22 protein-coding genes are annotated in these 24557 nt (G+C 63.4%); 9 read left to right on the top strand and 13 right to left on the bottom strand.

The genetic code is table 11. The features are described from left to right. The first annotated feature begins 9 nt into the window (after nucleotides 1-9). The 4 genes from H292_RS0104665 (at nucleotide 10) to H292_RS0104650 (ending at nucleotide 3685) form a co-directional block, all read left to right on the top strand. The gene (locus H292_RS0104665) at nucleotides 10-960 is read left to right on the top strand and encodes an alpha/beta hydrolase (protein ID WP_020110606.1); all 951 of its coding nucleotides are present in this window, start codon (nucleotides 10-12) and stop codon (nucleotides 958-960) included. Between the two features lie 49 nt (nucleotides 961-1009). After that, entirely contained in the window at nucleotides 1010-1846 is an 837-nt protein-coding gene (locus tag H292_RS0104660; RefSeq protein ID WP_231383756.1) for an alpha/beta fold hydrolase, read from the top strand. Between the two features lie 144 nt (nucleotides 1847-1990). Further along, on the top strand, nucleotides 1991-3208 hold the full coding sequence (locus H292_RS0104655; RefSeq protein ID WP_027498607.1) for an FAD-dependent monooxygenase: 1218 nt from the start codon (nucleotides 1991-1993) through the stop codon (nucleotides 3206-3208). A 27-nt stretch (nucleotides 3209-3235) separates the two neighbouring features. Then, a complete protein-coding gene (locus H292_RS0104650; protein ID WP_231383755.1) occupies nucleotides 3236-3685 on the top strand; it encodes a MarR family winged helix-turn-helix transcriptional regulator in 450 nt (149 codons plus the stop codon). 1 nt (nucleotide 3686) lies between these two features. Here H292_RS0104650 and H292_RS0104645 read toward each other — a convergent pair whose 3' ends face one another. After that, the gene (locus H292_RS0104645) at nucleotides 3687-4775 is read right to left on the bottom strand and encodes a hypothetical protein (RefSeq protein ID WP_020110602.1); all 1089 of its coding nucleotides are present in this window, start codon (nucleotides 4773-4775) and stop codon (nucleotides 3687-3689) included. Between the two features lie 117 nt (nucleotides 4776-4892). Here H292_RS0104645 and H292_RS0104640 point away from each other — a divergent pair, with 117 nt between their 5' ends. Next, the gene (locus H292_RS0104640) at nucleotides 4893-5072 is read left to right on the top strand and encodes a hypothetical protein (RefSeq protein WP_020110601.1); all 180 of its coding nucleotides are present in this window, start codon (nucleotides 4893-4895) and stop codon (nucleotides 5070-5072) included. 134 nt (nucleotides 5073-5206) lie between these two features. Here H292_RS0104640 and H292_RS26765 read toward each other — a convergent pair whose 3' ends face one another. The 7 genes from H292_RS26765 to H292_RS0104595 form a co-directional block, all read right to left on the bottom strand. Then, nucleotides 5207-6304, bottom strand: coding sequence for a hypothetical protein (locus H292_RS26765; RefSeq protein ID WP_155949757.1), 1098 nt, complete (start codon nucleotides 6302-6304; stop codon nucleotides 5207-5209). Then, a complete protein-coding gene (locus H292_RS0104620; RefSeq protein WP_155949756.1) occupies nucleotides 6301-7605 on the bottom strand; it encodes a hypothetical protein in 1305 nt (434 codons plus the stop codon). The genes H292_RS26765 and H292_RS0104620 overlap by 4 nt, the downstream gene beginning before the upstream one ends. 135 nt (nucleotides 7606-7740) lie before the next feature. Continuing rightward, nucleotides 7741-10995 carry a DUF4132 domain-containing protein gene (locus H292_RS0104615; RefSeq protein WP_155949755.1) on the bottom strand — a complete coding sequence of 1085 codons (3255 nt, stop codon included), beginning with the start codon at nucleotides 10993-10995 and terminating at the stop codon, nucleotides 7741-7743. 27 nt (nucleotides 10996-11022) lie between these two features. Further along, nucleotides 11023-12168 (bottom strand): serine hydrolase domain-containing protein, encoded by a 1146-nt coding sequence (locus H292_RS0104610; RefSeq protein ID WP_020110597.1) that lies wholly within the window; start codon nucleotides 12166-12168, stop codon nucleotides 11023-11025. After that, a complete protein-coding gene (locus H292_RS0104605) occupies nucleotides 12165-12788 on the bottom strand; it encodes a TetR/AcrR family transcriptional regulator (RefSeq protein ID WP_020110596.1) in 624 nt (207 codons plus the stop codon). The genes H292_RS0104610 and H292_RS0104605 overlap by 4 nt, the downstream gene beginning before the upstream one ends. Then, nucleotides 12785-14347 carry a class I adenylate-forming enzyme family protein gene (locus H292_RS0104600; RefSeq protein ID WP_020110595.1) on the bottom strand — a complete coding sequence of 521 codons (1563 nt, stop codon included), beginning with the start codon at nucleotides 14345-14347 and terminating at the stop codon, nucleotides 12785-12787. Before H292_RS0104600 ends, H292_RS0104605 begins: the two co-directional genes overlap by 4 nt. Nucleotides 14348-14383: 36 nt before the next feature. After that, complete coding sequence (locus H292_RS0104595) at nucleotides 14384-15037, bottom strand: nitroreductase family protein (RefSeq protein ID WP_020110594.1); 654 nt, start codon at nucleotides 15035-15037, stop codon at nucleotides 14384-14386. Between the two features lie 169 nt (nucleotides 15038-15206). Between H292_RS0104595 and H292_RS0104590 the strand changes: the two genes are divergently transcribed. Beyond that, nucleotides 15207-17096: a flavin-containing monooxygenase gene (locus H292_RS0104590; protein ID WP_019665738.1), complete on the top strand. Its 1890-nt coding sequence runs from the start codon at nucleotides 15207-15209 to the stop codon at nucleotides 17094-17096. A 216-nt stretch (nucleotides 17097-17312) separates the two neighbouring features. Then, nucleotides 17313-17786, top strand: a complete 474-nt coding sequence (locus H292_RS0104585) for a DIP1984 family protein (RefSeq protein ID WP_019665737.1) — start codon at nucleotides 17313-17315, stop codon at nucleotides 17784-17786. 655 nt (nucleotides 17787-18441) lie between these two features. Here the strand turns inward: H292_RS0104585 and H292_RS0104580 are convergent. The 3 genes from H292_RS0104580 to H292_RS0104570 form a co-directional block, all read right to left on the bottom strand. Next, nucleotides 18442-19461, bottom strand: coding sequence for a hypothetical protein (locus tag H292_RS0104580; protein WP_020110593.1), 1020 nt, complete (start codon nucleotides 19459-19461; stop codon nucleotides 18442-18444). 102 nt (nucleotides 19462-19563) lie between these two features. Then, on the bottom strand, nucleotides 19564-19884 hold the full coding sequence (locus H292_RS0104575) for a hypothetical protein (protein ID WP_019665735.1): 321 nt from the start codon (nucleotides 19882-19884) through the stop codon (nucleotides 19564-19566). A 31-nt stretch (nucleotides 19885-19915) separates the two neighbouring features. Further along, nucleotides 19916-20131: a hypothetical protein gene (locus H292_RS0104570; protein WP_019665734.1), complete on the bottom strand. Its 216-nt coding sequence runs from the start codon at nucleotides 20129-20131 to the stop codon at nucleotides 19916-19918. 338 nt (nucleotides 20132-20469) lie between these two features. On the opposite strand from H292_RS0104570, the gene H292_RS28710 reads away from it, so the two are divergent. After that, nucleotides 20470-21258, top strand: a complete 789-nt coding sequence (locus H292_RS28710; protein WP_331271162.1) for a DUF4352 domain-containing protein — start codon at nucleotides 20470-20472, stop codon at nucleotides 21256-21258. 1 nt (nucleotide 21259) lies between these two features. Here H292_RS28710 and H292_RS0104555 read toward each other — a convergent pair whose 3' ends face one another. Together H292_RS0104555 and H292_RS0104550 are read right to left on the bottom strand one after the other, a co-directional pair. Beyond that, on the bottom strand, nucleotides 21260-22498 hold the full coding sequence (locus H292_RS0104555) for a hypothetical protein (RefSeq protein WP_019665731.1): 1239 nt from the start codon (nucleotides 22496-22498) through the stop codon (nucleotides 21260-21262). Between the two features lie 10 nt (nucleotides 22499-22508). Next, nucleotides 22509-22985: a hypothetical protein gene (locus tag H292_RS0104550; protein ID WP_230593983.1), complete on the bottom strand. Its 477-nt coding sequence runs from the start codon at nucleotides 22983-22985 to the stop codon at nucleotides 22509-22511. A gap of 546 nt (nucleotides 22986-23531) precedes the next feature. On the opposite strand from H292_RS0104550, the gene H292_RS0104540 reads away from it, so the two are divergent. After that, on the top strand, nucleotides 23532-24476 hold the full coding sequence (locus tag H292_RS0104540) for a manganese catalase family protein (protein WP_019665728.1): 945 nt from the start codon (nucleotides 23532-23534) through the stop codon (nucleotides 24474-24476). The last annotated feature ends 81 nt before the right edge of the window (nucleotides 24477-24557 follow it).

Genomic DNA, 24557 nt, shown 5'->3' with positions numbered 1-24557 from the left:
AGATACTCGATGACCACCAACGAACGTTCCAAATTCACCCGCACCGAAGCATCGTTCACCTCCGACGGTATCCGCTGCGCAGCAACGATATTTCGACCCCAGGAAGCAAGCGCAACAACGCTTCCGGTGATCGTCATGGCCCACGGCTTCGGTACGCCCCGGGCAATGAGGTTGTACGCGTTCGCGGAACGTTTCGCCGCGGCGGGCTACATCGTGTGTGTATTCGACTACCGACACTTCGGTGACAGCGACGGCGAACCACGACAACTGCTCGATATACCGAGACAACTCGCCGACTGGCGTGCTGCTGTCGACTACGCGCGGACGCTCGACGGAGTCGATCCGAGCAGGATCGTCGGATGGGGTACATCCTTCGCCGGAGGCCACGTACTCACCCTCGCGGGCACCGGCGTCGAATTTGCCGCCGTCATCGCGCAGGTACCCCACATCGACGGGATCGCCGCCGTCCGCGCAGTCGGATTCCGGCACACACTGCGTGTCCTGCCCTCGGCCGTCAAAGACGTCGTGCGCGCACTTCGCAAGAAGCCACCGCACTACATCGACAGCGTCGGCCTGCCTGGAACGCGCGCTGTGATGGTCTCGCCGGATGCGAACTCCGGCCGCGATCGCATGATGCAGGAATCCGGCCTTTCCCACGGTGACTACCCCGAGACCGTCGCAGCTCGGATTCTGTTGAAGATCGGGCTGTACTCGCCCGGCCGAACGGCGTCGGCGATCGCGTGCCCCACGTTGGTGCAGATCATGTCCGAGGACACGGTGACTCCCGCCTCGGTCGCCCTCCGTGCTGCGCAGAAGATCCGCACAGCCACGGTCCGCACCTATACCGGCGGTCACTTCGATCCCTATGTCGATTTACTCTTTTCGGCAGTGATTCGGGACCAATTGGCGTTCCTCGCCGAGAACGTGCCGCTCGCTGGGTGCTCCGCCCCCACTGCGTAGCTGACCGGTTCACCGTTGTCCTTCGTTTCCAGCCGATAACGTGTCGGTCATGTCCATCGATCGGGTACCTGTATCGGGCGGAAGCATCGCCGTCGAGACTCTCTCCGGCACCACCGAACCCATTCTCGTGGTGCACGGGGTCTCCAGCCAGCGCACACTGTGGGGTTGGCTGCACGCGGAGGCTCCGCACCTGACGCTCGTCGCACCGGATCTGCGCGGGAGGGGTGACAGTGTGGACGTCACCGGCCCGTCGTCACTGGCTCAGCACGCCGAGGACCTGGACGCGGTTGTCGATGCACTGGGCCAGGAGGCGGTGCACGTGTGCGGAATGTCGATGGGTGCGTTCGTGTCGGTCGAGTTCGCGGCCCGCTATCCCTCCCGAGTGAAGAGCCTCGTCCTCGTCGACGGCGGCGTGCCGGTAGGACCGCCCGCAGGACTGACGCAAGAAAACGTTGCAGCAGTATTCGGGGACAGGATCGCTCGAACGCAGCAACACTGGAACAGCGTCGACGACTACATCCAATTCTTGGTCTCGACGTCATTGCCCCTACTCGACCCAGCCGACCCACTGTTACGTCGGTACGCCGAGCACGACCTGGTCGACGGCGCCGTCCGGCTGTCGGCGGATGCAGTCGTCGCAGACGCCACAGACGTGTTCTTCGGCCGCTCGAAATTCGAGGAACTGACGGTGCCCATTCGATTCCTGCACGCGCAGTGGAGCGTCGGAGCCGATTCTCCGCCGATGTACTCACCGCAGAGCATCGAGGCCGTCGACCTGACCTCCGTCCGCCCGTTGACCGGACTCGATCACGCCGGAACGATCATGACGTCGGTCGGTGCCGCCGCTGTAGGCGCGATGATCGACGAGGCACTGCTTGCAGGGTGATCGCCTGCGATGAGTGAACCATTCGAGATGACCCGCCGGCACGTTCACGTGTTCGGGTTTGCGGCAACCTGCAGCCGGGCATGTACCTCCACAGTGAAGTAACTTCGTCACAGCGATACCCACGTGGTTCGCGGGAGGAACACCATGTCGAGATCGGATCACCGGCCCACGCGGGTCCTCGTCACCGGCGCGAGCATCGCCGGACCCACCTTGGCATGGGGTCTGGCCAGAGCCGGATTCGACGTCACCCTTCTCGAGCGATCTCCAGCTCCGCGCGAGACCGGGCAGAACATCGACATACGCGGACTCGGGCGCGAGGTGATACGTCGGATGGGCGTCGAGAACACCATTCTGGAAAATCTGACCGGTGAGCAGGGCACGCGGTTCGTCGACCGGCACGGGACGCCCCACGCGGTGTTTCCTCGCGAGGAGGGCCAGGACGGACCGACCGCAGAGATTGAAATCCTCCGCGGACGGCTCGCCCAGATTCTCGTCGACATCGTTCCCCGCGACGTGGATCAGCGGTTCGGCGACTACGTCGTCGGTGTGGAGCAAGACTCGTCCGGTGTCGACGTCACCTTCGACGGTGGCAGCACCGAACGCTTCGATCTTGTACTCGTCGCCGAAGGTCGAAGCTCTCGAACCCGACGCATCGTGTTCGACGACGAGACCACGCTGCAGGATTTCGGGGTCAGCATCACCTACGGCACCATCGATCGACTACCCACCGACGTCGATACCTGGGATTGGTGCACTGCCGGCGGAGGCCGCGTCGCGACGCTGCGGCCCGACAACGAGGGCACGATACGAGCGTCGCTGTCCTTCGAATCCGAGCCCTTCGGATTCGAATCCCTACCGGTGGACGCCCAATTGCACATCCTGACAGAACGATTCCGCGGGGCGGGCTGGCAAACCGAACGCATACTCGACGGCTTTCACCAGCGGCCGGATGATTTCTACACCCAGCGAATGGAGCAGGTGCTCGTCTCCACGTGGAGCAAGGGCCGCGTCGTGCTCGTCGGCGACTCTGCATGGGGATCCGGCCCGACCGGAATGGGCACCACACTGTCCCTCGTCGGGGCACATATTCTCACCGGCGAACTCGCAGCGCACCCCGACAACCATCGAGAAGCGTTCAGCCGCTACGAGAAGCAGATGCGCGCGTACGCAGACAGCGCACAAGGGATGCGACGCGGGAGCGCTCGGCTACTCCACCCGTCGTCGAAAGTCGGTGTGAAAGTCCTGCATTCGGCGTACAAAGTCGCGGCTTCGGCACCGGTACGCCGGTTCTTTCAAGCCAACCTGCTGACGCACGAGAAGCAGGTTCCGACGCTTGCGGACTATCCACTTCTGCGCGCCTGACCACCGCCTAGCCGAAAGGATGGATCGATGTCGACAGTGAGAACCGAAACGCTCGAAGCGCTTCGTCACTATGCGGTGAGCTACCAGGAGTCGGCGTACCAGCTGGCTCGCTGGATGAACTTGCCGACCAGCGACGGCAACGCGCTCGGCGAGATCATCTGGGCCGAAAACGAAGGCACACCACTGTCTCCCGCTGTGCTGTCGGCCCGGATCGGATTGACCTCCGGGGCGACGACCGCACTGATCGATCGCCTCGAAGGACAGGATCTCGTGCGCCGCAGCCGGGAGAGCACCGACCGGCGAAGCGTGGCGTTGCGCTCCACGCCCCTCGCGCGCGAACGAATCGACCCGTTCGTACGCCGGGCATCCACCGATCTCGAAACCGCTCTCGCCGATTACGACGACACCACACTCGTCGTCATCCGCGACTTTCTTCTCCGCTTCGCCGCCGTCCTTCCCCGGGAGCGACGGACCTGAACTACGCACTGCCGTTCCGTCGCCGCTGCAGCACCACCACGCCGACGGCCGATGCAGCGACAGCGACCAACGACGTTGCCCACAGCCACGAATAGGGGGCAGTCAATGCGCTGGTCAGAGGGGTGTACGCGGTCCACCCGAACTGCACGGTGATCGGTATCGCCGCTGCAAGCGGAATCGCGGTGACGGCAATTACCGTCGCCGGACCACTCGACGGACGCACCGACGCGTACAACATCCCCAACGCCAACGGCACGAACACCATCCCCATGAGGAAAACGCCCAACGCCTCAGCGACGACCCCGACAGCCAACAGCGCCAGCGCAACCACAGGTCGCGACCACCTCCACCCCACCCCAAGACCTGCGAGCAGAGCGGCCAGCAAGATGACACCGGACTCGGACCCGTACACCGGAGACGCCACCGACGCCAGAGTCACCAGCGCCGCGAGCACCACCATGCCCGTCGACCCAGGCAACACGAACGCCGCACCGACGAACACGACGATCATCAGCAGCGCAAGTGGCCACCGCTCGAAGAACTCGAACGACGAAGCAGCCAAAAGGCACGCCGGCAGCCCGAGTCCGGCGACGATGAACCGTCGTCGATCCGCAGCCGTGATCGGGTCATCTGTTTCCGCCGACTGGAAGAGGCCAGCCCAGAGCGCCGCAAGCAACAACACCGCGAAAACGCCCATCGCGACGTAATGGGTTGTCGGTATGACCGGCTCCGAGAGGTAGTCGGCGTACCGCCGCGGGATCGACTCGAACATCGGCGACAACGCAAAGCCCGCGACGGTGCCGACCACCAACGCGCCCAGCGCTGCTCGGGTCCCACCAAGTCCGGCGGCAAGACCACCGACAACCAAACCCGCAGCAACACCCGTCACCGGTTCCGAGAACGGAACAGCGAGAATCAGAACACCCAACACCGCAGCTGCACAAGCAGTTCTGCCACCGAGGACCATAGCCGCCGCGAAAGCCACAACCGCGCACACCACACCCGACCCGACACTGCCCTCCATCGTCATTCGCAGCGCGACGACGAACGCACCACTCACCGACGCCAGAACCGCGAGAGCAGGTTTCATGCAGTGACCCTAGCGCGCCGAGCAGAAGCCCCGACGCTGCCCATTTCCCGATGTACCCGACGGTCCCTCCCTCGCACGATGACCGATACGCGCTGTTCTACGGGCTAAGCTTTGCTGGTGCGAGATACCCGGCGACGCGGTGGCGTGTGGATCGACGTCCTGGTGGTGGCGGCTATAGTGACCGGCGGGACGGCGATTGCCGGTGCGACCAACGACCCACAGCCCGACGCCGCGGCGATACCTGGCTGCGATGCGGTCCAGCCCGCCCAAGACGGTGTCTCCTTCGCCATCGGCTGAATCACTGCCCACTGGAGTCGAACTGCAGTTCGCGGCTCCGTCGACCTCGCTTGTGTTCCAGTCACCGGGACTGGATCTGTAGAAAGCTCCCGATCGGCATGCCGGGACAGCATGGTCCAAAAACGATCACCGTCTCATTCGACGAGCTTGACGATCGAGCTGGAGCTCACGAAGTACACCCCGGATTCCGCCTCCACAACCGTCCCCGACGCAGTGAACCCGTCGACATCCACTGGCAGTGACCACGCCCAGAACACATCCCCGGTTTCACGGTCAGCAGCGATGATCGAACTGCCGTCCTGGGAGTAGACAGTCTGTCCGATCGTCTTCTCGACCGCGTACGGATCCTCCAGCTTCCATACCTCGGTGCCGGAGTTCGTGTCGAAGACTGTTGTTTGCGAGCGTAATTCGAGGTTGTCGACGGCCGATCCCGTCACCGTATCGAAGAACTCGGCGTCGCTACCGAGAGTGATGACGCCCCGATCGTCGTGCACGTGTATCAATGTCGACTCGATACCGTCCCAGGTGGCGAACCCGGTGACGGGTAGAGACCAGGCGCCGGCCAGCGCGTCGATGCTGCCACCGTGCAGGACCGATTCACCGTCCTCCGGGTTGCCCTCCAGGATGAACACCGATTCGCCGTCGGACTCGATTCCGTAGGTGAACCATTCTCGCGGCAAGGGAACTCGGCGCATGGCCCCATCCTGCGCATCGATGGCGACGATGGCGGGCACGTCCGCGTACGAATCCAGGCACACCAGTTCTCCGCGAGTGAGTCGACTCGCGCAGGTGTCGACACCTCCGGGCGACGCCGACCAGCGCACGGTGCCGTCACCGGCGTCGATTCCCAGCAGCTTCGGCGAATCGAACGAGTACGTTCGTGGGTCTGGCAAGCCGACGGCGGTGATCAGCACGTCGCCACCGTCGACGACGCCGTAGAGGCTGGAATCGAACAACAGCCCTGCCGAAGGCGCACGCAAGGCGGCGAAGTCACGCCCGTACGCGGCCGACGCGTCGGTCGACCATTCCGGTGTGTGTGCGGGACCGGGCGAGGCCTCGGTGGTGGTCGCGGACTCCACTTCGCTGTACTCGGCCCAGTCGCCCACCGACGCATCGTCGGTGGGCGCATCGGGGGTGGTCCGAGTGAGGGCGACGCCCGCTGCCGCGACGGCAGCCACGGCGACCACCACTGCTACTGCGGTCCGCAGCGTGTCCTTGCGTGCTCTGCTCACGGCCACTGTCCGATCGGGGTGTTGGCGACGGCGTCGAGCACTTCCGCCGACAGAGGCTCGGGAAGCGTCAGGGGCGCTCGTCCCCCTGCGGCGATCTCGACCGTCGACCGCGCCGACACCTGCACACCAGACGGGCGAGTGACCGTCACCGACCGCGACAACAGCCCGGTACCGTCCTCGGACGTCATCATCTGAGTGATGTCCGTGTCCAGAAACTCGACGACCGATCCGTCGGGCAGCGTTCGGAGAACCGGTAGTTGGCCGTAAAAGGATGGATCGTACGGGTCCGGGGCAGTCGGGAGGGGTTGTCCGCCGGCAACCGACACCGCCAGGCGAATGGTGCCGTCCCCGACGCCCACGTCCGTGCAGATTCCCGACCCGAAACCGTCCGGGACCAATGATCCGATGGGGCGGTCCAACGCCGGTGCGTCCGGAATTGCCGCCCAACTCGCAGTGAATGCTGCGTTCGCTGCATCCACGGCCTCACGGCTCAGATCTTTCACCGTTCCGTCGCCCGGCGGATACACCGAGCAATCGACCTGGAGCACCGGGCTTTCCGCCGGAGATGGAGCCGACATCGCCAGCTCCGGTATCGAAGCAATGGCCGCAGCTTCTTGTTGCTCCAGCGGCATCGCCGGCGACGAACCGGCACTCTGATACACGCTGACGCGCGTGCCGTCCTCGCGATAGGCGGTGGCCGAGCGTGAGTAGGTCCGCACGCCGTCGATTTCGTACCATGAGTCACCACTGTCGACGACGGTTCCGTCGGCGTCGATATCGCGCCGTTCGAGAGCGCCTGCCACACATGGAGGTACGCCATCACTCGACGGCCCGACGTTGACCGAGACGAACGCCGTGACACCGTCACGCGTCAACTCCGCGTACGCGGTGGTCATAGGGTCGAACTCGCTGTCGCCGAAATCGGTGACAGGACCGAAGTTCAGCGAATTGGAGGGTGCTGCCAACTCGATCTCCACGTCGGCCGGCACTGCTGCACGCACAGCCTCGGACATCGCCGCGGCCTTGGCAGCGGTGAACCACGGGAAAGCAGGGTTGTCGTAGGTGCTGTCCCCTCCGAAGGTGGCCCGGGAGTACAACCCGCCCTCGTCGTCCGGCGGTTCGACGGTGTCGCACCCCGGGATGTCCGCGGACACGTCGACCGGCGCGCTGACGAAATCCAATTTCGTGGACGGGACGGTCTCCCCCGACGGGATGAAGCTCGCGACCACGACTCCCACCGCAACGATGGTGACGACCACCGAAATGGTCCTGATTCGATCAAGAAGCCCGCTGTCGGTCACCGTATTACAGTACCGACCAGTGCTACAGCGACACCGAGCGTGGTCCCACCACATCGCTCCCCCACGATGGCCTCCAGCGTTGCCCGACGCACGGCGCCGGAGACCTTCGCAGCACGGTGTGTCCACGCGTTTCCGTCACGGACCCTGCAAGTCCGGTTCATCGCCGGTGATCGGCTCGTACGCGAGAGTCGACACATCGCGGAGCAACTCGGACGCATCGACCATCCCGATGTTCGGGTTGGTGACGAATGCCTGGACAATCTTCTGCTCGGCCCACATAGCCGGGCTCGCCACGTTGAATCCAGGGAAAGCCAGGATGACAGCGACCGTGTCCTCGTCGACTCGCTTGCTGATAGAGATCTGCGCGCCCTTGTCCTGCGGTTCTTCGCGTTCCCACCCGAGCCGCTCCAACGCAAGCAATTGAGAAGTTGCAACCTTGGTGTTGTCCAACACCGCCAATCCCGAGGACACATCGTCGCGGAAGACGTCCCTGTCCACCTGCTCGAAAGGCTGCACCAGGTGAGCATCAGCGAAGGCAAGTCGCCACAACTCGATCTCGACACCCATTGTGACGGGGTGGATGACGAATACGTCGTCGGCGTCATCGATGCTCGGGTCGGACCCATCCCGACGCACTGCGTTCCGTGAGGCCGAGAAAGCGAACTGGTCGCCGCTGTCGGTGGCCCACACGAGCCGACCCACGATCTGCCATGCCACCGGGTGTCCGACGAGATGCCGTCGAACCTGCCCGTATGTCCACCTGCGGCCGGTGACCATAGCGCGTTCGAAGCGCTGGATCAGCTCGCCGCGCGCTGCGTCGAGGTCCCGTCGCAACGTGGTGTACCGCTTGAACTCCTCAGCCGCTTCATCCGCATCGTCGGGACCTGGCCGCGGCATTCGAGCGCGCGCTTTCCCGTTGCTGTCGGTGATGGCGATCTTCAACGCATGGTCCAGCGACAACGTGAACGACCTCGACCCATAGTCGAACATCGTTGTGCCGTCGGCGTCGAGGCCCAGATCGGGAATGAGTCGGTCCGCGAGATCGGCCGGGGTGAGGGCCAGTTCGTCTGCGATCTGCCGAATCCGAGCGTCGGCTTTCGCGCGTAGAGCCGGGAACCGCAACCCCTGCGATATCGCCCAGATGTGTCCGAGCGCCGCATCGGTTCCGATTGCGGCGAGCACGTCCAACCCCGCCGCTGCTCGCCGGTGTGCGGACTGCAGCGGCCATTTCCGCACGAACGGCGCCAGACGCCGTGCAGTTTCGTCGTCTCCGACTATTCCGAGCGCGTCCAAGCACCACCGTTGCGCATCGGGACATCCAGCGCTGGACCAACGTTCGAACAGATCCCATGCAAGTGACTCGAGACTGCCGGGAGCGACGAGCGTGCGAACCACCGCAACGCCGGCATATACCTCGTCCAACTTCGACAACGCGAACATCGTGCAGATGTTCCCGACCGCCTCCGGAGGCAACGGCTCTTTCCTGTCGACCGAAGTGACAGTGGGCAGCAAAGCGGGATCCAGCCATGCGGGCAAGGTAGGTGTTCGCGTCGGTAGATCGAACAGCGGGTCCGAGTCCACGAACGCGGTGACGGCAGTGGCAGCCGAGGATCCGAACTCGGTCGCTGCCGCAACCAGTGCGTCGCGGTGCCCACGCTTCGCGAGCGTGCGAAGTGCTGCGAGGGCAGCTTTCCTCGCAGCACTCGATTTCCCCGATGCGGCCACCACTACGACTGGCGCTGCACTGTCGATATGCCGATCGAACCACTGCAAGGCGACCGGCCGCATGGCTTTCGAGCCGAGCCAGGTCGCCATAGTCGAAGCCACCGAAGACCCCGTCACCGGCAGCAGCACCGATGCGCTGAACGTCGGCCTGGCTACCACCACCCGGAAGACGTAATCCACTGCGTCGTCGCCGAATCGGACCAACAGCCGCCGGAGATCGGCCTCGGGGCGAAATATCCAGCGCGGGATCGCGGCGTCGGCAAGCAGCGGTCGTAGTAGTTCTTCTGGACCGCGCGAGATCTCGTACAACTGGTAGGCGTCGGAACCTTCCGCGACGGGACGGAGAATGTCCGACCAGGTACGACGACCGAGATACATCGGGTAGTCCGGCTCAGGTTCTGCGAAGTGGTCTCGTTCGTCCTGAAGCCACGTGACGGTCAACGCATCGCGCGGAGCCTCCAGGTCGAGGACGGGCATGCGGGCTTGTCTACGATCACCCGTCCACGGCGGTTCGGCAAGCAGGGTCGGCACGGGGCCCGCCTGCGGTACCGACGGCTCGTTCTCATCGCGGTCCCCGGAAAGGTCGGGGTGGAGCCGTTCGAGATCCAACTTCAGTCGTGCCGCCTTGGGGCCCGCTGTGGCACCGAGCAAACGGTGAGCGCGGAACGGCGCGGCTTCCATCGCTGCCAGGACAGCGGGCTCGACGTACTTGCGCCCGAGACGCTCGACCAGTTCGAGGAACCCGTCATCGGTGTCGAACTCGGCGAGAATCGCAGCACATCGCTTCTTGTTCTGCGAGGACAAGTTTCCGTCGAAAAGCTCTCCGACAAGTGGTTCGACGCCAGGGCCAAGATTCGCGCAGATCGCGTGCACGAGATTCATCCGCATCCCGAGACTCCACATCGCGTCGTCGCGTGTCCTGTGCGCGTCGAGTATTCGTTCGACATCACGGGCGGAAGTGACACACGCCAGCAGCGGCATGTGGTCTTGCTCGTGATAGCGAGGGAGACCCGAAGCAGCAGCCAAGTCCTCCTCGACCCAGCTGGACTCGGTCGGCAGGAGGAACGAGATCGACAGGTCACGTGAATAGCTGGCGCCTCTCAGCGTTGCCAGGACATCGACGACGCGCCGGTACTCCTCGTCCGGCAGTGCGGCGACCGCGGTCCGCACACGAGAGTGCGTGTCTCCTATGCCGAAGTTCAGCATGTCCATATCGCGGCGTTCGGTTACCCAGACCGTCAGGACGTTACCGCGAGAACTCCGCTCCGACCTCATGTCGACCCGCATACCGGCCGCGGCGACGATCACTTCGGCAGCGAACGCTGCTCCCCTGGTGACGATGACCTCGTCGACGAAAGGAACACTCTGCTTGTAGTTGGTGTGATCGATCGTGGCCCTGAACGCAAAAGCAATGGCGCGCGCTGTTGGCGCCGTGCCATGCGAATACGCGTCGAGAAACTCCAGACCCGCTGCAGCCGAGACTGCGTCGGTATCGGGGTGGCGGATGGCGTCGCCGATACGCGTCGCATCTCCGACCAGCCCCTGCATGACCGATGACTCCCGCACCCGCACCTTGCTTCTCGTCACCGGAGTCCGGCCATGCACGGCCTCGCCGCGACGCCACCACGCTGGAGGGACTGCCCAGGGCCGTTCACCGATCGTCACGAACACACCCTAGTGTGCCAACTATCTTTATATGACCTCTTGACCGCCTGCAGCATACGTCGCCCGGAGGTACTGCTCGGCACGATCCGAGCCGATGATACCCGGGCCCATTTTGTTCATCATGTACGAGAACGTCATTCGGGTATCCGGGTGCATGACGATGAGCGATCCGCCCCATCCTCCCCAGAAACAGATGCGCCCGTCCGGGATGTAGGGCACTGTGTCCAGTTGCGGGAGTCCGAAGCCGATACCGAATCGCAGGGGCACGCCCAGAGCGAGGTCGAGTCCGTTGCTCTGCTCCAGAAAGATCAGATCGATCACGTCCGGCCCCAGCAGGCGTACACCGTCGACTTCACCGCCCCGCGAGATCACCGACAGGATCCGGGCGACCGAACGAGCATTGCCATGGCCGTTGACCGCGCCCATGTCCGCACGTCTCCAAGCCGGGGTGTTCGCAGACGCAGCCTGGACGAGTGGGCCCAGGAATGTTCGACGCCTTATCCTCAGCGGATCGGAGTACGTGTCCGCGGCCGGTGGCGGCGGCGGTACGACGTCGGCGATGCGGTGCCAGTCCTTCTCATCCGCCCCGATCTGGAAGTCCGCGGCCAGAGGTCCTGCTATCTCGTCGGCGACGAACGAGCGCAACGACTTTCCGGTGACACGTCGTACCAGCTCGCCGATCAGATGTCCCTGATCGGCAGCGTGATAGCCGGATGTGGTCCTCGAATCCCACCACGGCGCCTGAGCCGCGAGCTTCGATGTCGCCAAGTCCCAGTCGTACATGTCCTCGGTGGAGAACGGCCGATCCCACCCCGAGACGCCGGAGGTATGCGACATCAGGTGTCGTACCTCGATCTGATCTTTCCCTGCGGCCGCGAACTCCGGCCAGTACTGCGCAACAGTCGAATACGGGTCCAGCAATCCACGGTCGATCAGCATCAACGCCGCCAGGCTGGTGACGGTCTTCGTCGTCGACCAGACGTTGGTGATCGTGTCCTCGGTCCACTCCGTCGTTCGATCCACGTCGCGGTACCCGCCCCAGATATCGACGACGCGCCTGCCGTCGATGTCGACGACGATCGACGCACCGAGTTCGTCACCCGAATCGATGTTGGCGGCCAACGCATCCCGCATACCGCTGAACTCGGGAAGACACTCACCGTGAACCGTCATGCGCGGGCACCCAGAAGGCGGTGAACAGCAAGTTCGACGTAGTTGTCCGCGACGTCCTCGATGCTCAGTTCACCGTCGTCGTGAAACCAGTTGCTGATTCCGTTCAGCATGTCCGTCAACGCGAACGAGGCGAGCCGTGCGTCGGGCACCGTGAATTCACCCGTGCGCATCCCCGCGGCCACCACGTCGCGCACACGACGTTGATACTGACGGCGATAGTCCTCGACAACAGACCGATGTTCTGTTGTCAGCGATGCCAATTCGTGTAAACCGACGATGTACTCGACGCGTCGAGAATTCAGATGCACCAGGTGTGCACGAACCAGCGAAGACATTCGTTCGGTCGGTGTGCCCGGCGCGTCGAGCAGCGGAAGTGTCTCCTCCACCGGGACCTGCGTGACCGTCAGACAGATCGCGAACAGGATGTCTTCCTTGGACGGGAAGTGGTGATACAGGCTGGCACCCTTGATGCCCACGGCGTCGGCGATATCGCGCATTCCGACGTTCGCGTACCCGTCACGCGCGAAGATCTCGGCGGCTTTCGCCGCGATGTCCTCCTTGCGACGCCTGGTGCGGATCTGGCGAGGGACCACCACCTCCGCGTCGTCGGGCGCCGTCACACGACCTCCGTCGCAACAGTCATTTTCCGCAGCTCACGCTTGAGAATCTTGCCTTGCGCGTCGACCGGGAGCTCCTCGATGACGTGCACGGCCTTCGGCGCCTTGTACGAAGCCAGCGACGTCCGGCAGTGCTCGATCAGCGCGGCCGGATCCGGCGTCGACCCCTCTGCCGCGATGACGAACGCCGTGACGGCCTCGGACCAGTACGGATCCGGCATCCCGACGACGGCAGCACGCAGCACGTCCGGGTGCGCGTGCAGAGCGCGTTCGACTTCCTGGGACGACACGTTCATACCTCCGGATTTGATCATGTCCTTCATACGATCGTAGAAGAACAGATTTCCGTCGGCGTCGATACGCACCATGTCACCGGTGTGCACCCAGCCATCTGCGAAGACGTCGGCCGTCTTGGCCTCGTCCTTGAAGTACCCGAGCATCACCGACGGTGTCCGACAGAGCAGTTCACCGATCTCCGCCTCGTTGCCCTCCGCGTCGACCACTTTGATTTCGAGGTGCGTGACCGGCTTACCGATCCACGACGCATCGCCACCCGGAATGTCGTCGAGAGTGGTGAACCAGCCGACCGAACCCAGCTGAGACAGCTCCGACTGGCCCCAATACGTTCCCCAGATCGCCTCCGGCGCAGCCTGAGCCCACGCGGTGATGGTGTGCGGAGAGACCTGACCGCCGTAGGTGAGACAGCGTCGCACCTGCCCGACGGCGGCAGACCCGAAGCTCGCCTCCCGCGCCAGCGCCAGATAGAACGTCGGAGTCTGCGCGATGACGGAGATGTTCTCGTCGGCGATGATCTGCAGCGACCTCGTGGGATCGGCCGTCGCAGGCAGGACCAGCGTCGCCCCCATCAACGTCAACGTCGTCATCGAACCCAAGCCGGCGATGGTGTGGAACGGCATGACGAACAGCCACGTGTCCTCCGGCCCCGTCCGCAGTCCCCAACTCCACGCCGGTGCCGTCGAGATCAGGAAGTTCCGGTGCGGAATCATCACGCCCTTGGGTGCGGCCTCGGTGCCCGAGGTGTAGACGACCATCGCGACGTCGTTCTCGTCCATGTCGACGTCGGGTTCCGTGGTGGCCGTGTCCGCGGTGAGTTCGTCGTAGTGAGCCCCGAATCCGACGAGCGTCGCGGAATCCGGCTTCACCGATGCGATGACATCGAGGAACTCGGGATCGGCGACGATCACCGTCGGCTCGGCATGCTCGAGTTGGTGCTTCACCTCCGGCGCCCGGTAGAGCACGTTGATGCCCGTGAACGCGGCACCCACCTTGAGCGTGCCGTAGTACGCGACAACGACGTCGACGCTGTTGCGCGCCATCGACGCGACGCGATCACCGTGCCCGACACCGAGATCGAGAAGCAGGTTGGCGAATCGATTGGCGCGTGTATCGAGGTCCGCGTAGGTGGTGACCACACGGGCACCTGCTGCGTCGTAACTGATGAACGCCGTCTTGTCGGGCTGGGTGCGCGCGTGGCGACGAAGTTGATCGCCGATGGTCGCGCGGCCGATGGCGGATCGGTGTTGAGGGGCGGGTCCGGGCACGGTGGGCTCCTGAGATCTTTTTAGTGCGGGGAATCTCTACAGTGCGGGGGACAGATCGAACATCGGCTGCGAGAAGGTCTCCAGCGCAACGATTTCCTCGACCGGGCTGCGGGTCAGCTTCTTCGGGAAATTCTTCTCCGGGTAGCCGACGGTGATGTGCGCGGCAGTGATGTACTCGTCGGGAATCTCCAGCATTGCGCGGACAGCCGGCTCCTCGTGGCACAGCAGGGTGGTGACGGCCGTCGCGACGCCCTGATCGCGGAGCGCCAAGCACAGGTTCTGCACGGTGGGGTAGATCGAGGCACCGCCGACGACGGAGAGTCGACCGAGCTCATGGTCGGTGGGGTGAAGCCCGTCCATCGCGGCGCAGACCACGACGATCGCGGGGACCTCGGCGAGGTGGCGGGCGAAGTAGTCCGCGTCCTGCACGGTCTTCGGCAACGCACCCACCGCGACGGTGCCACCGGTGATGCCGGCGAAGTAGGCGTCCCACATGGGTAGATACAGATCCGCGAGGGCCTGCTTACGTGCGGCGTCACGGACAACGATCCACCGCACCGGCTGACGGTTGCCGCCCTGCGGACCGAAGCGGGCGACGTCGAACGCGCTCTTGAACACCTCGTCGGGTACCGGCTCGGTCGAGTAGCGCCGACATGTGCCGGTGGTGCGCATTGCCTCGGTGAGTTCCATGAGGAGTTCCCTTCGCCTGTCCGCTGTTAGGTAGTGGTGACAGCATTGTGTGGCGCAAGCCACATTGTCAAGGGTCGAAATCCGACGTCGTGCGGCTATTGCGTCAGTTTGCCTAACTGTGGTTAGTTTGCGAGAGGCCCGTGCGACTCGTGCCCCGAAGGAGGTTCCGGTGACCGTCACAGCCCCGACTGCACTGACAAGAGATCGGCTGGTCCGAGCACTCGACGCGGCCAACATGCCCAGTCTCGTCGCCGTGCTTTACCAACTCACCGGCGACCGCACATGGCTCCAAGACCCGTACCGCCCGACGCGCAGCCGCGGCATGGACGACAACGACGGCGGCGGATTCGCACCCGAGGTAGCCGACATCATCCGAGCCGCCGCACTGGACGCGATCACCAGCGGACGCCCCCCAGCACTACCGTCGCCCACAGGAGACGATCTGGTCGAGATGATCTCCGCCGCCGTCGGCGAATCCGTCCCACCCGAGTTCGCGGAGATGGTCGCCGAGGACATGGGGTTCACGCACGCACCTGCGCCGACGCAGACGCCGTGTGACTTCTCGGTCGTCGTGATCGGCGCCGGCGTGTCCGGCATGCTCGCCGCAATCAAGCTGCAGGAAGCCGGTATCGAGCACATCGTCCTCGAAAAGAACTCCGACGTCGGCGGCGGATGGTTCGAGAACACCTACCCCGGCGCGGGCGTGGACACCCCGAGCCACCTGTACTCGTACTCGTTCGCCCCCCGGTCCTGGTCCACGCACTTCGGCAAGCGCGACGAGGTGTTGCAGTACCTCAGTGACGTTGCGGCCGAACATGATCTGCAGGATCGAATCAGGTTCGACACCGAGGTCGACTCCGCCGTGTATCAGCCGGACACACAATCATGGACCGTCACCACGATGGACGGCGACACCCTGACGGCCGACATCGTCATCACCGCAACCGGCCAGCTCAATCGGCCGAAGGTGCCGAACATTCCGGGACTGGACACGTTCGACGGTCCCATCTTCCACACCGCCGAATGGCCCGACGACCTCGATCTGCAAGGCAAGCGGGTGGCCATCGTCGGCACCGGCGCCAGCGCGATGCAGGTACTACCCGCCATCGCCGAGACCGTCGGGCATGCGACGGTGTTCCAGCGATCACCGCAATGGGTGGCGTCGAGCGACGTGTACTTCGAACCCATCGACGACGACGTCAGCTACCTCATGGAAGCCGTTCCGCTGTACCGATTGTGGTACCGAGTGCGGCTTGCCTGGAACTTCAACGACCGTGTTCATCCGTCCCTGCAGGTCGATCCCGACTGGGAGAACCCGAGCCGCTCCATCAACGCCATCAACGACGCGCACCGCCGCGTCTTCACCCGGTACGTCGAGAAGGAACTCGACGGCAGGCCGGACCTCATCGAGAAGTCTCTGCCCGACTACCCGCCCTTCGGCAAGAGAATGCTGCTCGACAACGGGTGGTACTCCGCGCTCAAACGCGACAACGTCACGTTGGTGACCGAAGGAGTCGCATCCATCGGACCGGACTCCGTCGTCGGGTCCGGCGGGCACGTCGCCGAGGTCGACGTCGTGATCCTCGCGACCGGATTCGAAACTCACAAGCTGTTGAGCCCCATCGACATCCGAGGACGATCCGGCGTCTCGATCAAGGATTTCTGGGGACCCGAAGACGCCCACGCGCACCTCGGCATCACCGTCCCCGACTTCCCCAACCTGTTCCTCACCTGCGGACCGGGAACCGTCCTCGGCCACGGCGGAAGCTACATCACCATCGCCGAATGCCAAGTGCGCTACATCGTCGACCTGCTACGCACCATGGCGGACAACAACATCGGCTCCGTCGAATGCAAACCAGAAGTGGAACAGGACTACGTCCGACGCCACGACGACGCCCACTCGCGCATGATCTGGACCCACCAGGGCATGGACAACTGGTACCGCAACGACGCCGGCAGAGTCGTCTCCACACTCCCCTGGCGCATCGTCGACTACTGGAACATGACCCGACACGCAGATCTCGACGATTTCGACGTCGAGAGCGCGAGGAGGTAGCGCGCACCGGTCCTGGTGTAACAGTTGCGCACGCGTGAGCCGGGATCCCGCCTGACGGGTACGCAATTGTTACGGCAGTCCCGGGCCGTTCGCTGGGGTAGACCGACAGTCCCCGTCTGTGGTACCAATTTCCTATGACTTCATTCGACACGTCGAAAGGCGCATGAGCGCCCGTACGTTCACCACCTTCGGTCCCAGCGAACCGGGGTGTAGATCATGAAACTCGCGGAAGCCCTCGCAGAACGAGGCGAACTGGTACGCCACACCGAACAATTGAAGGTTCGGATTCTGGCCAACTCCCGGCATCAAGAAGGCGAAACACCTGCAGAAGATGCAGGCAGACTGCTGTCCGAGCTCAGTGCAGCGCTCGATCGGCTGGAAGTGCTGATCCGGGCGATCAATCGCACGAACAGTGCCGCACCCATCGGAGACGGAACCATCACTGATGCGTTGGCCCATCGAGATGTGTTGCGGATCAGACGCAGAGTCCTCACCGCCGCCGCCGACGCTGCGTCCGGTCAGGAACGAGAGCGCTACGGCCCTCGGCAACTGAGATCGGAGTTGACGTATGTTGCGGCACTACCAGTGGCCGAATTACGCAGCACAGCAGACGATCTTGCTACCCGGATTCGACTGATCGACCTCACGATACAGAGCGCCAACTGGGAACACGATCTGCTGACGGACTGAGGAATTGTCAGGTAGTAGGTAGCTTTCGTTCGAAGCGAGCACGTCCCGCGGTCGGCGGACATCCGACCACCCTCTTGCGTGACGAGCAACGCCTTGATAGACACTGCAGCTCAGCATATTTCACGCATCACGGTGTAACGCGCACATATCATCACCGAGTGCTGGTCGAACGAAAGCGAGGGTGGGCATGGGGCCACCTGACAACAACAACGCGATCCAATCACCGGGCCTGCGTCTCCGTCATGACGCATCGACTATGACCCGCATACAGCACAGAACCAGACGACCACGCTCGAACAACGGGACGCTCGACTTGCTCGACCAGTGGCGTGGCTGCGTGGAACGCGTCGAGCGGCGCGTAGCTTTCGAGTCATCCCGTCCCACATCGAACTTCGATACTTATCCCGCCATCGTCGCGGGGCTGACCGGCTGTCCCGCATGTGACGGACCGTTCACGGGCAACGGAACCCGAGACCGCCTCGAACGGATAATGCGGGGCAACAGCCGCAAAGCCCACCGCCTCAGGGCAGCAGTCACTCACCTCGACGAAAGATACCGCGCCGCAACGGTAGAAGTCGACGCACCTGCCGGCTTGCAATGGTGGGACCGCCGCTTGCCATGGGCATGACGGCGCATCAAAAGTTTTGGAGTAACTTCATTTCGCTCGCGTCAGGATCGACAGCACATCGGCGGGGATTGCGCGGTAATACCCGAAACCGGTTGCACGTTGACAACCATCGAGCTCTAACGACACGAACGAGCTGCCAGAGCCGTCTGGACGGCGCAATTCGGTCGACGCAATGCGGTTACTTCGTCTGTCGCAGGCTGGCGCAAGGGGCGCGTTCGCCACGGATCTCACAGTCGACGCACTTTCCTCTCGGCTGAGCGTCATCGCCTGTCCGACCACCGACATAGAGGGATCGAGGGGCTGTTCGGTCGATGTGGGGACGGTGCACAACTGGAGTTTGTCCACATCGTCGATCGGCATCACCAGGGACGGCACCACAGTGCTGTCGGGTGACTGTTCGCGTTCCTCGGCGGCAGCTACGTCCTCAGGTGTTGTGTTCTCGAATTCCCATCCGTACGCACTGGCAGCGCACGTGGTGTCGTACCGGTCGGTGTAACCGGTCGGGTGGGAGGCGCGAGAGACTTCGGTGAGGTCGGCAAGAGCTTCGATCGGTGCGTTCTGAAGTCCGCACGGGCTCGCCGGCCATGCCGGTCGAAACGCCTTGCCGACGTCGTCGACGAACCACAGACCAACCGGAGGACTCATTGCATACGCACACGACGCCATCACGCCGTCGGGAAAGCGCTCCGATTTCGCAGAGAACGCAGCATCCACGGCGTCGATGTCACCTTCGAGCCGCACCGAATCCACCGTCATGAACCCAGCGTCGTCGGTGCCACGCTCACAGCGAACCACCGCAACAGGCACAAACGCAGCCGGCGGATATCCCGGAGGCGACGCATCGGACGTCAACGCCGGATCCCACGGTCCCAGACCGGTCAGGTCTGTGTAGATGTTCTCCGCCAGACAGTCCGGGGACGAGTCCACCGTTGCGGTCGGTGGTCGGTACGAGACGCTGTCGATGAACGGATTCAGACCCGATGAGCACGATGAAGACACCACCGCCAGAACAGCTGCAAGACACAGGAGAGACCTCACGCTGCTCATGCTCGAAGGGTAGACGCAGACTTTCGTCTTGCCAGGCGTACGAGGGCCAAGGCATCTGCAGGAAGACACCATTAAAGGAAGAGATAAGGCGAATACGGGTGCTCAACGACCGTTGACGTCCCAGATGTACAGCGTGGGTCCGAGGATGCTGAAGGGATTCAACAGATGCTTACGCCCCTGCGGATCGAGCTGATACGCCGACGTCTGCCCATGGAACGACGAGCAGCGGATGTCAGCGGTTCCGTACGGACTGAACACCGCACTGCGCTCTCCAGTCCACGCATCCAGCGACCAGGGGACCGCGAACTGGTCGCTGCAAGGGTAGTCATTGAAACCCGCGTCCTGCGCGGACGCCGTCGGCGCGAAGAACACACCCAGACCGACAGTCAGTGCACCTGCGCCGAGTACAACCTTGATCCTCATACGACCTCCAAGTGACGAAAACGACACGACTTCAGCTCGATCCGAACATGATCGGGAACGGGTTGACACCCTTGTCGGCGAGATATCCGAACCACCACAGCCACGACCACACGGGATAGAGGAAGTCGGGGAGCCACTCGTACTGCGGAGCCGATGGACTGCCGGGACTCGCATTGGCGGGTCCGGACGTGACGACCAGGATCACTCCGATGACACATGCAACAAACGTGGCGCGCACCGTACTCATACCCACGTATCGCCCAGTCCGAATCCGTGTTACGAGCGTCGCCGAACGCGAACGCGCGCTAGGCGAACCCCCAGCGCGGTGTGATCTGGAAGGGCACGGTTGCAGAGCGCCGGATTCGGTCCACGCATGTGCTTGTGGACGATCACTGCAGCCGAACTGGATGACAACCTCGGGGCCCTCCGAACTTCACTCCATGGATGGCTCCGTCGTGCACGACCCCAACGACTCCCCAGCGTCAGTAGTACCTCGGCGAGAACCTCAAGCTATGAGGCGCGGGCATTAGTAACGCGTGAGACCCAAGATTCATTTGCGTGAATGATGTTCGGCGGCAGCTACTTATGCCCGTCACTATACTGTCGGCCCAGTCTGATAAGTCTTTTTCCATGACACCAAAAGGTTGGTACCCAGACCCCGTTGATCCAACCATCGACCGATACTGGGACGGGAATCAGTGGACAGCGTCGACGCTTCCCAAGTCGTCGAATGGCGCGCCCAGGTTCGCCGCCCCGAACCCCCAGGTGGCCCCTGCCGCAGGAACGGACAAGAAGACGACAGGGACAATTTGGAAGGTGTGCGGTGCACTCGTTGCCTTCTTTGTCGTCGTCAACGTTGTATCTGGAACTGGGGACGACGACAATAAGAACTCGAACACGGCGTCGACGCGGACCACGTCCGAACGGACAGTGCCGAGGCCTCAGCCCACGTCATCGGCGGTGAAGCCCGCAGAATCGGTTGCACCCGCACCCGCACCCGCACCCGCACCCGCACCCGCTCGGATTGTGGCACCGGCTGCTCAGGTGTCGGGGTTAGGAAAGCCAGTGCGAGACGGAAAGTTCGAGTTCTTGGTATCCACGTGGGATCCCGCGACCGCCACGGCTCATGTGCGGGTCACAAACATTGGAGACCGACCGCAATCGTTGGCGATGTCCGTTCAATATTTGTACGACAAGCAGGGTCGCAAGTTCGAACCCGAATTCGACTGGACATCGGACCTCGCATTCGCGGATCTCAACCCAGGCCAGTCAGTGTCCGGGAACCTCACCTACATCCTCAGTGGTGCCGTGCCAGACCGCCTCGAACTGCACGATTCGATCTTCTCGGGCGGCGCCGACGTCCCCTTGGGTTGAATCAACCAGCCGCCATCGGCCGTTCGGGCGTCCCTCGGCGTGCTTGAAGAACCAGGTACGCCCCCGCCGCGACCAGGACGGAACCGACGCTGATTGCCGTCGACGTCCACTCCCATCCGCTCGGAGAGAAGACAGGCTGCATGCTCGTCAGCGGGGTGTACGCCGTCCACCCGAACTCGGCGACGATCGGGACCGCCACTGCTATCGGGGTGGTCACGGCGATCACCGACGCCGGTGGGCTCGTCGGAAGCAGTGACGCGAAAAGGAGTCCAAGGGCGACGGGCAGGATCACTACGGTGGCTGCCGATTCGATGGGGTCGAGCTGAGAATCGGCGAGAAGTCCAACCGCTGCAACCAGCGCGACCAGCAGGAAACCGACCATGGGGAGCGGACGCCGCCACCCCACCACGACGCCCACGACCAACAACGCAACGAACACTACGGCAGAAGCGAATCCCATCGACCCCGTCGTCGGAGCCGCCACGTACGCCAACGCGGCGAGCACAACAGTGCCGGTCGTCCGGGGCAAGGCGAACGCCGCGCCGACGAGCAACGGCACCACAGCGATGCCCAGAAGCCAGCGATCCTGCATCGCTCCGTCCGCACCGAGCCGGTCCACCGAGCGCACGAAGAGCCAGTACAGAACCAGGCCGACGACGGGGACCAGCACGCCCACGGTCAGCACTCGCGTCCGGTGCTGCACCCGCTCGACAACCCCCTCGACATTCGAGGAAATCAACAGAACAGCCAACACCGCAAGGGCTACGAGAATGTAGTGCCCGGATGAATCGTTGGAAAGGTACTCGGCATAGCGGACCGGGCTCGATTCGATGTGCGGCACCAACACCATGCCGGAGAGCACACCGACTACCAACGCGCACTGCATGGTTCGGCGATTACCTGCACCGGCGAGCACCGCACAACCACCGAGAATCAACCCACCCGCGATCGCCCGCAGGTTCATCTGCACGTCGAACGAACCGAAAGACACAGCCGCGAGCAGCACGACGCCGATACCCGTTGTCGCGTACACAGTTCGACGGCCGGTCGCGAACACGGCCACCACAACGGCCACGACCGCTGCCAGTGTGGCCGCCGCAGCCGCACTTCCGACGAAGACGTCGAGGCGGTCCCCTCCCGCGACGTACGCGAAGTTACGCGCCGGCGTGACCACCACCGCCCACACTGCCGTGAACGCACCGACGAAAACGGTCAGGTGAGCGAGTACGCGGGCTGTCATCGCAAGGATCTCAGGCGACCGTGAATCTGACAGTGTTCGCCAGTGGGTTCAGATATGTTGTGCTCACCGCGTTGGGCGTGACGACGACCGAGGCTCCACCGGATGGCATCGGGAACGTGACTTCACCGGTCAACGGAACGAACGCCCGGGAGTCGAAGGGAAGCAGGATAGACGGATTTCCACTTCCGGGACCATCCGAACCAGCAGCGGACAAGTAGTTCACGGAGATTGCGTTGTGGCACGGACCGGTGAAGAACGGAAGCCACGTGACCCTTACGGTGACTTGGCCAGGCCTGTCGTGCGGGGTGTGCACAGAACCGGTCAGCTGCCCGCTGCACGGGACCGAGAAATTCTCGCCCAGCGAGTACGCCACCGGTAGTGGCGTGAACTCCTGGTGATGCGCGTGCGCCACGGCCGGTACACCGACAGCCGACACCACGACTGCGCCGACAATCGCCACCGCCCTCGCCACAGCTGTTCTGATCATGAAAGCGGACACTACAGCCTGGGCAAATCCGGCACACCCCGAACTTTGCCTACGCACGCTCGACAGACGGGCAGCTCGGGACCGGCCGGACGCAACAGAACGGCCGCCGGGAAACCGGCGGCCGAGGTTTAAAAAAAAGTCGATTCAGACCGTCACAACTACGCGGCTGCGACGTCGTCCGCATCGAGAGGCGGTACAACCGTGAGGGGCCTAGCTTCGGGAGCCAGCCCGAGAATGGATTCCCACCACGCCTGCCGCTGAACGTTTTCTTTCCATACCACTACGTCGTGCTCGTCATGCATACGTTTACTTGCCCTCCGCCGTCTTCGATAGCCGTGTCGCGCAAGTGCAGGAGTGCCCCGAAGGCGGCGATACCAAACCGGACCTCCGGTCGGATGTGATGTTTCTCCCTGCCATCCAGGGGTATAGCCGGAGTGCTGATGCATTCCCAGCACGCCTTCGAAGGCGGAATAGCGACAGTCAAGTCCCGGCGTCGCAGACAACCCGATCGTTCACGCTCGATGCACTGCTGTCCTAGGGAGAATCGTGTATCTACACACCGAACAATTGATCAACGACATCGCCGTCGACGAGCCGGATCCGGCCGCTGCCAACGCCCTTCAGGAGGGCCTCGGCGGACAGTTCGGCGAAATGCGCACCATGATGCAATACCTGTTCCAGTCCATGAACTTTCGTGGAGATCCGGCATCGAAACCGTACAAGGACCTCTTGCAGGGCGTCGGTACGGAAGAGATCAGCCACGTCGAACTCATCGGCACCACCATCTCCCGTTTGCTCGACGGATCCCCCGAATACAACGGCAAGAAGACGGACCCCGTCGACAAGCCCGGCGCCAAAGGCGCTACACCCCTGAAGATTGCTCTGGACACCAGCAACATTCACCACTATCTCGTCGGCGCACAGGGCGCCCTCCCGGTCGATGCTGCAGGAAACCCGTGGTCGGGCTCCTACGTCTACAACAGCGGCAACCTCGTGCTGGATCTGCTGTACAACCTGATGTTGGAATCGACCGGCCGCCTTCAGAAATGCCGCATCTACGAAATGACCGACAACAAGACGGCCCGCTCGACGATCTCCTACCTGATCGTCCGCGACCAGGCGCACGAGAACGCGTTCGCCAAAGCATTGGAAAGCCTGGGCGTGAACTGGGGCTCGGTGCTGCCGATCCCCAAGACCAACGCGGAGCGGTTCCCCGAGGTCAAGAAACTGCTGGACAAGGGCTTGCAGAGCATCCAGTACACCTTCAGCGCCGACGACAAGAGCCAGGCGGCCAAGCTCTACCGCGGCGCCTCACCGTCGAACGACGGAACCGAATTGTCCACGGCCATCATGCCGGAAGGCGTCCCCATCAAGATCTCGCCCGAGCGGCGTGAGGAGTTCTCACCGGGCCTCGACAAGGACCTGCTGGCGCTGATCCAGGCCACCGCCGAGGTGGAGATCGCCGCAGCGAACGACCCGAAGATCAAGTAACACAACCGAATCAAGGCAGGTGGAGGCGACGCGGTGACACCGCGTCGCCCTCCACGTGTTTCCCCACCACATCACGGAGGT

The organism is Rhodococcus sp. 114MFTsu3.1, assembly GCF_000383555.1.
Lineage (GTDB): Bacteria > Actinomycetota > Actinomycetes > Mycobacteriales > Mycobacteriaceae > Rhodococcoides > Rhodococcoides fascians_E.
This window is presented reverse-complemented; position numbering and strand designations above follow the sequence as displayed.

Coding starts and splice junctions, on each gene's coding strand:
- H292_RS28710 (WP_331271162.1), top strand. CDS start 20,470: ATGCCCGTCACTATACTGTCGGCCCAGTCTGATAAGTCTTTTTCCATG.
- H292_RS0104665 (WP_020110606.1), top strand. CDS start 10: ATGACCACCAACGAACGTTCCAAATTCACCCGCACCGAAGCATCGTTC.
- H292_RS0104555 (WP_019665731.1), bottom strand. CDS start 22,498: ATGACAGCCCGCGTACTCGCTCACCTGACCGTTTTCGTCGGTGCGTTC.
- H292_RS0104585 (WP_019665737.1), top strand. CDS start 17,313: ATGAAACTCGCGGAAGCCCTCGCAGAACGAGGCGAACTGGTACGCCAC.
- H292_RS0104610 (WP_020110597.1), bottom strand. CDS start 12,168: ATGACGGTTCACGGTGAGTGTCTTCCCGAGTTCAGCGGTATGCGGGAT.
- H292_RS0104655 (WP_027498607.1), top strand. CDS start 1,991: ATGTCGAGATCGGATCACCGGCCCACGCGGGTCCTCGTCACCGGCGCG.
- H292_RS0104645 (WP_020110602.1), bottom strand. CDS start 4,775: ATGAAACCTGCTCTCGCGGTTCTGGCGTCGGTGAGTGGTGCGTTCGTC.
- H292_RS0104550 (WP_230593983.1), bottom strand. CDS start 22,985: ATGATCAGAACAGCTGTGGCGAGGGCGGTGGCGATTGTCGGCGCAGTC.
- H292_RS0104580 (WP_020110593.1), bottom strand. CDS start 19,461: ATGAGCAGCGTGAGGTCTCTCCTGTGTCTTGCAGCTGTTCTGGCGGTG.
- H292_RS0104660 (WP_231383756.1), top strand. CDS start 1,010: ATGTCCATCGATCGGGTACCTGTATCGGGCGGAAGCATCGCCGTCGAG.
- H292_RS0104570 (WP_019665734.1), bottom strand. CDS start 20,131: ATGAGTACGGTGCGCGCCACGTTTGTTGCATGTGTCATCGGAGTGATC.
- H292_RS0104650 (WP_231383755.1), top strand. CDS start 3,236: ATGTCGACAGTGAGAACCGAAACGCTCGAAGCGCTTCGTCACTATGCG.
- H292_RS0104575 (WP_019665735.1), bottom strand. CDS start 19,884: ATGAGGATCAAGGTTGTACTCGGCGCAGGTGCACTGACTGTCGGTCTG.
- H292_RS0104595 (WP_020110594.1), bottom strand. CDS start 15,037: ATGGAACTCACCGAGGCAATGCGCACCACCGGCACATGTCGGCGCTAC.